Here is a 9,646-nt window from a genome sequence, read left to right as displayed (position 1 = left end):
GGCGGCGGTGGAGGTGGCGGCGGCTTCGGCGGCGGCGTGCCCGGCCTGCCTGCCGGCCCCCTGATCTGGTATCTCGCCGGTGGCGCGCTGCTGCTGCTGTGGCTGGCGCTCACCGCCTTCCATCCGATCAGCACGCAGGAACGCGGCGTGGTCAGCACGCTCGGCCGCTATTCGGGTACGCTCGAGCCGGGCTACCGCTTCAGCCTGCCCTATCCGATCAGCACCGTTCAGGTGATCGACGTCACCAATGTGCGCGAAGAGAATTTCCCGAAGGAATCGGGTCCGAACCTGATGCTGACCAGCGATCAGAATATCGTCGATCTCGCCTATTCGGTGCGCTGGGACATCGTGAACCCGTCCGATTACGCCTTCCAGTTCAAGGACACCGACAGCACCGTCCGCGCCACCGCGGAAACGGCGATGCGCGCCGTCGTCGCCACTTCGTCGCTCAACGACACGATCGGTAACGGCCGTGCCCGGATCGAAGCGCGCGTGCAGGCGATGATGCAGCAGATCCTCGACGAATATCAGGCCGGCGTCCGCATCCGCGGCGTCGCGATCAAGAATGCCAGCGCCCCGTCGCAGGTGGACGAGGCGTTCAAGGACGTCACCGCCGCGCAGCAGGATGCCCAGGCCGCGAAGAACGACGCGAACGGCTATTCGCAGCGCGTGATCGCCCAGGCGCAGGGTGAGGCCGCCGAGTTCGACAAGATCTACGAACAGTACAAGCTCGCGCCCGAGGTGACTCGCCGCCGCATGTATTACGAGACGATGGAACAGATCCTGTCGAAGACCGACAAGACCATCATCGAATCGCCCGGCGTGAACACCTATCTGCCCCTGCCCGGCATGCAGCCGCGCCGGGAGGAGAACCCGCCCGAAGTCAAGGCGGCGCAACCGCGCGCGGGAGGCGCACGATGAGCAACAGCTGGTATCGCAATCCGATCACGCTCGGCGGCATCGCGCTGGCCGTTCTGCTGCTCGTGTTCAGCTCGTTCGTGGTCGTGCCCGAGACGAAGCAGGCGGTGATCCTGCGCATGAACACGCCCTATGGCGCGCCGATCAACGCCTATCAGCCGGGTCAGCGCTATGGCCAGACCGGCGCGGGCGTGATCTTCCGCATCCCGTTCCTCGATCAGGTGGTGTGGGTCGACAAGCGCGTGCTCGATATCGAGCTTCAGAACCAGCCGGTGCTCTCCACCGATCAGCTCCGGCTCGAAGTGGATGCCTTTGCCCGCTTCCGCGTCGTCGATCCGCTGCTGATGTGGCAGACGGCCAAGACCGAGGCCGAAGTCATTTCGCGGCTCGAGCCGCTGTTCGGATCGGCGCTGCGCAACGAACTGGGCCGCGTGCCCTTCGCCACCCTGCTCAGCCCCGAGCGCGGCCAGGTAATGGATAATATCCAGAGCTCGCTGCAGAAGCTCGCGGCGCAATATGGCGTCGAGATCGTCGACGTGCGGATCAAGCATGCCGATCTGCCGACCGGCTCGCCGCTCGACAGCGCGTTCGAGCGGATGCGTACCGCGCGCCGCCAGGAAGCCGCAACCATCCGTGCCCAGGGTTTCCGCGACGCGCAGATCATCCGCGCCAATGCCGAGGCGGAGCGTTCGCGCATCTATGCCGCGGCGTTCAACAAGGATCCGGAATTCTACGGCTTCTTCCGCGCGATGCAGTCGTACCGCTATACCTTCGTCAACGATCAGACGAACAAGGGTTCGACGTCGATCATCCTCTCGCCCCAGAACAGCTATCTGCGCGAATTCATGGGGCAACGATGAGCCTTTCGATTCGTTCATATTCAATCGCCGTTCAGATTTCCGGCGCGACACTTCGGATCGGACGCAATTTCGTCTGAGGTCCGCTTGATGAGGAATGCCACTGTGCGTTACGCCTACGCCCTAGCCACTGCCGCCCTGCTGAGCGGCGCCGCCGCCACGCTCGCGATCCACCAGCCTGCCGGCGCACAGACTGCGCAGAACGAACCCGGCGCGATCGAAGTCGCTTCCGCCCCCCGTCCGGGCGCGCCGATGAGCTTTGCCGACATGGTCGCCAAGCTGCAGCCCGCGGTGGTCAATATCTCGACCACCCAGCGCGTGCAGGTGAACACCAATCCCTTCGCCGGCACCCCGCTCGAGCGGATGGTTCCGCAACAGCCGCAGAACGGCCAGCCCGCCACGCGGCAGGCCGAATCTCTCGGTTCGGGCTTCATCATCTCGGCGGACGGCTATGTCGTCACCAACAACCATGTGATCTCGGCGGGCGCGCGCGGCGCGGTGGTCGAATCGATCAAGGTGACCCTGCCCGACAATCGCGAATTCACCGCGCGTCTGGTCGGCCGCGATCCTTCGTCGGATTTGGCGGTGCTCAAGATCGATGGCGAGAACCTCCCCTTCGTCCGTTTCGGCGATTCGTCCAAGGCGCGCGTCGGCGACTGGGTCGTCGCGATCGGCAATCCGTTCGGCCTTGGCGGTTCGGTGACCGCGGGCATCATCTCGGCGGTGCATCGCGTCACCGGCCAGGGCGGCGCCTATGACCGCTTCATCCAGACCGACGCCTCGATCAACCGCGGCAATTCGGGCGGCCCGATGTTCGATCTGTCGGGCAACGTCATCGGCATCAACTCGCAGATCCTGTCGCCCACCGGCGGCAATGTCGGCATCGGCTTCGCGATCCCGACCGAGGAAGCGCGTCCGATCATCGAGACGCTGATGAAGGGCGGCGCGGTCACGCGCGGCTATCTCGGCGTGCTGATGCAGGACGTGACCGACGATATCGCCACCGCGCTCGACGTGCCCAAGGGTCGCGGCACGTTGATCTCGCGCGTCGAGCCGGGTCAGGCCGCCGACAAGGCCGGGGTCAAGCAGGGCGACGTGATCGTCAAGGTCGGCGACAAGGACGTCACCCGCGATCAGACGCTCAGCTATCTCGTCGCCAATCTGAAGCCGGGCACCAAGGTGCCGATCACCGTGATCCGCGACGGCAAGAACGTCTCGCTGACCGTCACCGTCGGCACCCGCCCGACCGACGAACAGCTCGCCGCGAGCCAGTTCGATCCGGATGCGGAGGGCGGCATGCCCGGCGCACCGACGGTGAACGCGGCAGCTTCGCTCGGCGTGCAGGTCATCCCGCTGACCCCCGGCATCGCGCAGGAACTGCGCATCGATCCGCGTACCCAGGGCGTCGTGATCGATCGCGTCGATCCGGCCAGCGACGTCGCGGCCAAGGGCATCCAGCGCGGCGACGTGATCGTCTCGATCAACCGCCAGCCGGTCGCGAGCGCCGCCGACGTCGCCAAGATCGTCGCGGCGACCAAGGGCGCGGGCCGCAAGCAGGTCCTGCTCTTCGTCCAGCGCGGCAATTTCGGCCAGTTCGTGCCGGTCGACATCCCGGGCTGATCCAGCCCGCACGGCAAAGCAAAGGGCCGGGGCGAAAGCTCCGGCCCTTTTGGTTTTTCAGCCAATCCTCCCCCGCCAGGGGGAGGTGTCTGCGCAGCTGACGGAGGGGGAGGATTCCAGAACGGAGGTTGGGGTGTCCTCCCCCTCCGTCGCCTTCGGCGCCACCTCCCCCTTGCGGGGGAGGATTTTGTCCTCACACCTCTCGCTTCAACAGGCTCCGGTCCACCGACAGCGGTCCGCCGCCAGCCGCGGCCACCAGCAGCACCGCCAGCGTCCAGATCGCCGAGAGGAACTCGGCCTTGTGCTGCATCAGCGCCAGGAACCGCGCGCCGCCATCGGCCAGCGGCCGCGCCGCATCCGCCGTGAACAACACCGCCTTGTCGGCTTCCAGCGCCGCGATCCCCGCCTGCGTCAGGAACGCATCGCCATAGGGATGCGCCATGTGGAACCAGAGCGTGATCGCCAGCATCACCGCATTGGCCAGCGCCACCGGCCGGGTCAGCAGTCCGATCGCGATCATGAACCCGCCGACGAACTGCAGTACCGCCAGCAGCGGCGACCAGAACCAGCCCGGCCAGAAACCGATCCCCTCGACGAACCCGGTCATCGCCAGCGGATCGACGATCTTCGGCCAGCCCTCGACCATCAGCAGTCCGCCCACGCACAGCCGCAGCAGCACCCAGGCCCCCGGCATCGCGATCCGGTCGTAGAAATTCCCCATTTTGGGGATCAGCAATGTCGTCGGCTCGCTCATGGTTCGGCCCTCCCTCCAGCAAGCTTGGCGACGCAGCTGCAATGCGTAAAGCCATCCCTTGCGAGCCGCATCGCTCTGGCGCATGGCTAGGGCGTAATCGGGAGCGTGGCGATGACGGACGGGACGAGCATCTTCATCGGGCAGGGCGGCGGCAAGGCCATCGATCTGGTGCTCAAGCGCGCCAATCGCCACGGGCTGATCGCGGGTGCCACCGGCACCGGCAAGACCGTCACTATCCAGGGCATCATCGAAAGCCTGTCTGCCGCGGGCGTCCCCACCTTCGTGGCCGACGTGAAGGGCGATCTCTCCGGCCTCGCCATGGCCGGTTCGCCCACCACCAAGACGCACGAGATCTTCGCCGCTCGCGCCGCCGAGATCGGCTATGCCGACTGGACCTATGGCGACAATCCCGCCCAGCTCTGGGACCTGTACGGCCAGCAGGGCCATCCGATCCGCACCACCATCAGCGAGATGGGTCCGCTCCTCCTCGCCCGGCTGATGGACCTGAACGATGTGCAGGAAGGCGTGCTCACCATCGCCTTCACCGTCGCCGACAAGGAAGGGCTGCTGATCCTCGATCTCGACGATCTCCAGTCGATGCTCGCCCATTGCGCCGAGCGCGCGGACGAGCTGACCACCACCTATGGCAATGTCTCGAAGCAGTCGGTCGGCGCGATCCAGCGCTCGTTGCTCCAGCTGCGTTCGCAGGGCGGCGAAGCGTTCTTCGGCGAACCCGCGCTGACCATGTCGGACTTCCTCGCCACCGACGACAAGGGCCGCGGCGTGGTCAACATCCTCGCCGCCGACAAGCTGATGGCCAGCCCCCGCCTCTACGCCACCTTCCTGCTGTGGATGCTCAGCCAGCTGTTCGAATCGCTCCCCGAAGTCGGCGATCCCGACAAGCCGGTGCTCTGCTTCTTCTTCGACGAGGCGCATCTGCTGTTCAACGACGCGCCCAAGGCGCTGCTCGAAAAGGTCGAGCAGGTCGTCCGCCTGATCCGTTCGAAGGGCGTCGGCGTCTATTTCATCACGCAGAACCCGATCGACATTCCCGATACCGTCGCGGGCCAGCTCGGCAACCGAGTCCAGCATGCCCTGCGCGCCTTCACCCCGCGCGATCAGGCCGCGGTAAAGGCCGCCGCCGAGACCTTCCGCGCCAATCCCGGCGTCGACGTGACCACCGCGATCACCGAGCTGAAGGTCGGCGAAGCGCTCGTCTCGCTGCTCCAGCCCGACGGCTCGCCTGCCCCGGTCGAGCGCACCCTGATCAAGCCGCCCCGCTCGCGTGTCGGCCCGATCACGCCGGTCGAACGCGGCGTGCTGGTCCAGACCGACGCGGTCGGGGCGAAATACGATACGCTGATCGACCGCGAATCCGCCGAGGAACTGCTCGCCGCCAAGGGCGCCGAAGCCAGCGCCGCCGCTGCCGAAGCCGCGGCCAAGACCGAAGCCGAAAAGGCCGCCGCCGCGAAGCAGAAGGAAGACGCAAGGCTCGCCAAGGAAGCCGAACGCGCAGCCCTCGCCCAGCAGCGCGAGGCCGATCGCCAGGCGAAGCTCGAAGCCCAGGCCCAGCGCGCCGCCGAACGCGAAGCCGCCAACAACCCCTGGAACCGCGCCATCACCTCCGCCACCCGCAGCGCCTCGTCCGCCGCAGGCCGCGCGGTTGCCGGCGAAGTGTCGAAGGCCGTGTTCGGCAAGAAAAGCGGCATCGGCGCCAGCGTGGTCGGCGGCCTGGTCCGCGGCATCTTGGGCGGGCTGTTCAAGGGGCGGTAGTAACCCTCACCGCTCTCCTTCCCCTTCTATTTCTTCCTTCCCCAGCGAAGGCTGGGGCCCAGGCTGGCAAACGCCAGTTGGGATGTTCAGCGCATCATCACGAGAACCTCGGCAGCTGGGCCCCAGCCTTCGCTGGGGAAGGAAGGAAGGGACAGAGGATCAACCGTTCGCGATCTTCTCGAACAGATCCTCCCAATCCGGGTTCATCCCCTCGATCTCCCGGATCTTCCAGTCCCGCTTCCAGGCCTTCATCCGCAACTCACGGACCCGCGCGGACTCGGTCTCGTCATGCGCTTCGAACCACACGAGCAACTTGCATCCATGCTTCCGCGTAAACCCGGGAATCACACCATTGCGATGCTCCCATGCCCGCTTCGCAAGGTCGACGGTCGAACCGATATAGATCGTCCCGTTACGCGCGCTGGCCATGATGTAGACGAAGCCCGCCACTTAGCTCCCTCCTCTTCTCGCCTTCCCCAGCGAAGGCTGGGGTCCAGTCTGGAAAACGATGATGGCGCGCATCGCACTCCGTAACTGAAACCTCGGCAACTGGCCCCCAGCCTTTGCTGGGGAGGGGAGTTTCAGCTAGCGCAAACCCCGCGCGCCACGATCCCCGGCGACGGCGCCACCCCAACCTTCAAACTCTCGTACACCGCCCCCACGAACCCGTCCTCATTCCCCACCATCCCCGCGCGCCACTTCGCAGCGGGTTTCGCGGCCACCACCTGCGCCAGCGTCTCGCCCCGCGCGATCCGGCGGCGCACCGCGTCGCGCACGCCGACCAGCATCGCGCGATAGCGTTTCAGTCCCGCCCGGTCGGACAAGGCGCCATGTGCCGGCACGATCACCGTCTTCGCATCCGCCCGCTCCAGCGCGACATCCACTGCGCGGATCATACCCTGCACGCTGCCGCCGCTCGCGCGGTCGATGAACGGCCAGATGCCGTTGAAATACAGGTCGCCCATATGGATCAGGTTCGCGCCGCCGAACCGCACGATCGCATCGCCATCGGTATGCGCGTTCGGCGCATGGGTCAGCGTCACCACTTCGCCGCCCGCGAACAGTGCCAGCGAATCGTCGAACAACACGTCCGGCAATTCCCCCGGCGCCGCGGCAGGAATCGTGCGGTTATAGGCCGGCATGAACTGATCGGTGCTGCGGCGGATGCACACGTTGCGATGCGCGATCACCGACGCGCCCTTGCCGCGGAACGCCGCATTCCCGCCGCTGTGATCGAGATGCCAATGGGTGTTGATCACCGTGACGACCGGCGCACCGAACGCCTTTTGCGCCGCCGCCTCGATCTCGGCGACATCGCCCGGCCGCTCGTCGTCGACGATCAGCACGCCGCCCGGCACGCGCGCCATGACGACATTGCCGCTGGTGCCGGTCAGCACCTGCACGTCCGGGCCGACGCGGACCATCTGCTGCGCGGAAGCCGGCACCGCCAGCATCACCGCCGCCAATCCCGCCCAGCCGATCCGCATCATCCGCTCCCGTCAGAAAACGCTGTCCTACACCGCATTCCGCTGTCACGATATCGCCATGCACGCGCTGTCGCATCCTGACGGAGACGGTCTCGATTTACCCCGAAAGAGCAAGCAGGCGCGCCCAAGAGTCACAACAAGTGCCGGAGCAGTGCGACTCTTGGCCGTTTTGCGCCCGGAGTTTACCCGATAATGGCAAGCGCCCCTTCCCGCCCGATGATCGAGCTGACGTTCCGCGGCATCCTGCTCGGTGGCCTGATCACCGTGTTGTTCACTGCCGCGAACGTCTATCTCGGCCTCAAGGTCGGCATCACCTTCGCCACCTCGATCCCCGCCGCGGTGATCTCGATGGCGCTGCTGCGCTTCGTCTCGACCTCGACCATCCTCGAGAACAATATCGTCCAGACCATTGCGAGTGCCGCGGGCACGCTGGCCGCGATCATCTTCGTGCTGCCGGGCCTGATCATGGTCGGCTGGTGGCAAGGCTTCCCCTATTGGACCACCGCCGCGGTCTGCGCGGTCGGCGGCATTCTCGGCGTGATGTTCTCGGTCCCGCTGCGCCGCGCGCTCGTGACCGGATCGGACCTGCCCTATCCCGAAGGCGTCGCCGCGGGCGAAGTGCTCAAGGTCGGCGCGGGATCGCGCGAAGGCGATGTCGAGAATATGCGCGGGCTGAAGGTCATCGTGATCGGCTCGCTTGCCGCCGCCGCCTATTCGCTCGCCGCATCGTTCAAGTTCGTCGCGGCCGAGGCTGCCAAGAATTTCAAGATCGGCGCCAGCGCCAGCGGCGTCTCGACCAGCTGGTCGATGGCGCTGATCGGCGTCGGCCATCTGGTCGGCATCTCGGTCGGCATCGCCATGTTCATCGGCATGCTGATCGCCTGGGCGGTGCTGATGCCGATCTTCACCAGCGGCGTGCCGGGCGAGCTCGACACGGTGGTGCGCACCGTCTTCCGCAACGATGTCCGCATGATCGGTGCCGGTACGATCGGCGTCGCCGCGATCTGGACCCTGCTCAAGATCCTCGGCCCCATCGCGCGCGGTGTCACGTCCGCACTGGCCGCGTCGCGCGCCCGCGCCGGAGGGCAATCGCTCGACCTGACCGAACGCGATCTGCCCATCGGCATCGTCGCAGGCGTCAGCGTCGCCATGCTCGCGCCCATCGCCTGGCTGCTCTGGGACTTCTCCACCGGCGGCCCCGTGCACGACATGCCGCTGACCGCCATCGGCGCGACGCTCGCCTTTGTCGTGGTGGTCGGTCTCGTGATCGCGGCGGTGTGCGGCTATATGGCCGGCCTGATCGGCGCGTCCAACTCGCCGGTTTCGGGCGTCGGCATTCTCGCCGTACTGGTCGTCTCGCTGATGCTGGTCGCGCTGTTCGGCCATAGCGAAGATGCGGAGCGCACCCGCGCGCTGGTCGCCTATGCGCTGTTCTCGACGGCCATCGTCTTTTCGGTCGCAACCATCTCGAACGACAATCTTCAGGATCTCAAGACCGGCCAGATCGTCGGCGCGACGCCGTGGAAGCAGCAGTTCGCGCTGATCCTCGGCGTGATCTTCGGCAGCCTCGTCATCCCGCCGGTGCTCGACCTGCTCAACACCGCCTTCACCTTCCAGGGCGCGCCGAACGCCAAGGATACCGCGCTCGCGGCCCCGCAGGCGGCGCTGATCTCATCGCTGGCGAAGGGTGTTCTCGGCGGCGATCTCGACTGGAGCCTGATCGGCATCGGTGCCGCCATCGGCATCGGCATCATCGCGCTCGACGAGATTCTCCAGCGCACCGGCAAGCTGCGGCTGCATCCGCTGGGCGTCGGCATGGGCATCTATCTGCCGATGGCGCTCACCCTGCTGATCCCGGTCGGCGCGCTGATCGGCCATTTCTACGACCGCTGGGCCAAGCGCACCGCCAACCCGGAATTCGCCGAGCGGATGGGCGTGCTGGCGGCAACCGGCCTGATCGTCGGCGAGAGCCTGTTCGGCGTGACCTTCGCCGGCATCGTCGCGGCAACCGGCAGCGATGCCCCGCTGGCGCTGGCCCCGGAAAGCTTCGCGCACATCGCCGAACTGGCCGCGCCGGTCGCGTTCTTCGGGCTGGTCTGGCTGCTTTACCGGAACACGAAGAAGCTGATCACCGCCTGACGCGAACCAACTTTCAGCGTTGCTAGAAGAATCCTCCCCCGGAGGGGGAGGGGGACCGCGAAGCGGTGGAGGGGTAGTCTCCACAGACAACATCGCCC

8 protein-coding genes are annotated in these 9,646 nt (G+C 66.5%); 5 read left to right on the top strand and 3 right to left on the bottom strand.

The window, feature by feature from the left end:
* From P1X14_RS07955 to P1X14_RS07945, 3 genes are all read left to right on the top strand, one after another.
* On the top strand, window positions 1–921 hold a 921-nt coding region (locus tag P1X14_RS07955), incomplete at its 5' end, for a protease modulator HflK (RefSeq protein WP_277314800.1).
* Window positions 918–1,778: a protease modulator HflC gene (locus P1X14_RS07950; protein ID WP_277314799.1), complete on the top strand. Its 861-nt coding sequence runs from the start codon at window positions 918–920 to the stop codon at window positions 1,776–1,778. The genes P1X14_RS07955 and P1X14_RS07950, both read left to right, overlap by 4 nt.
* Before the next feature lie 87 nt (window positions 1,779–1,865).
* Window positions 1,866–3,395, top strand: a complete 1,530-nt coding sequence (locus P1X14_RS07945; RefSeq protein WP_277314798.1) for a Do family serine endopeptidase — start codon at window positions 1,866–1,868, stop codon at window positions 3,393–3,395.
* Window positions 3,396–3,588: 193 nt separating this feature from the next.
* On the opposite strand, the gene P1X14_RS07940 is transcribed toward P1X14_RS07945, so the two are convergent.
* Entirely contained in the window at window positions 3,589–4,149 is a 561-nt protein-coding gene (locus tag P1X14_RS07940) for a DoxX family protein (protein ID WP_277314797.1), read from the bottom strand.
* Window positions 4,150–4,260: 111 nt separating this feature from the next.
* Here P1X14_RS07940 and P1X14_RS07935 point away from each other — a divergent pair, with 111 nt between their 5' ends.
* Complete coding sequence (locus tag P1X14_RS07935; protein ID WP_277314796.1) at window positions 4,261–5,922, top strand: helicase HerA-like domain-containing protein; 1,662 nt, start codon at window positions 4,261–4,263, stop codon at window positions 5,920–5,922.
* Between the two features lie 159 nt (window positions 5,923–6,081).
* On the opposite strand, the gene P1X14_RS07930 is transcribed toward P1X14_RS07935, so the two are convergent.
* Together P1X14_RS07930 and P1X14_RS07925 are read right to left on the bottom strand one after the other, a co-directional pair.
* Complete coding sequence (locus P1X14_RS07930; protein ID WP_277314795.1) at window positions 6,082–6,372, bottom strand: GIY-YIG nuclease family protein; 291 nt, start codon at window positions 6,370–6,372, stop codon at window positions 6,082–6,084.
* 131 nt (window positions 6,373–6,503) lie between these two features.
* Window positions 6,504–7,409 carry an MBL fold metallo-hydrolase gene (locus tag P1X14_RS07925; protein ID WP_277314794.1) on the bottom strand — a complete coding sequence of 302 codons (906 nt, stop codon included), beginning with the start codon at window positions 7,407–7,409 and terminating at the stop codon, window positions 6,504–6,506.
* A 216-nt stretch (window positions 7,410–7,625) separates the two neighbouring features.
* On the opposite strand from P1X14_RS07925, the gene P1X14_RS07920 reads away from it, so the two are divergent.
* A complete protein-coding gene (locus tag P1X14_RS07920) occupies window positions 7,626–9,548 on the top strand; it encodes an oligopeptide transporter, OPT family (RefSeq protein ID WP_277314793.1) in 1,923 nt (640 codons plus the stop codon).
* Window positions 9,549–9,646 lie beyond the last annotated feature (98 nt).

The sequence above is a fragment of the Sphingomonas sp. AOB5 genome (assembly GCF_029433115.1).
Taxonomy (GTDB): Bacteria; Pseudomonadota; Alphaproteobacteria; order Sphingomonadales; family Sphingomonadaceae; genus Sphingomonas.
Note: the sequence above shows the minus strand (reverse complement) of the source record. Positions and strands in the feature narration are given on the sequence as shown.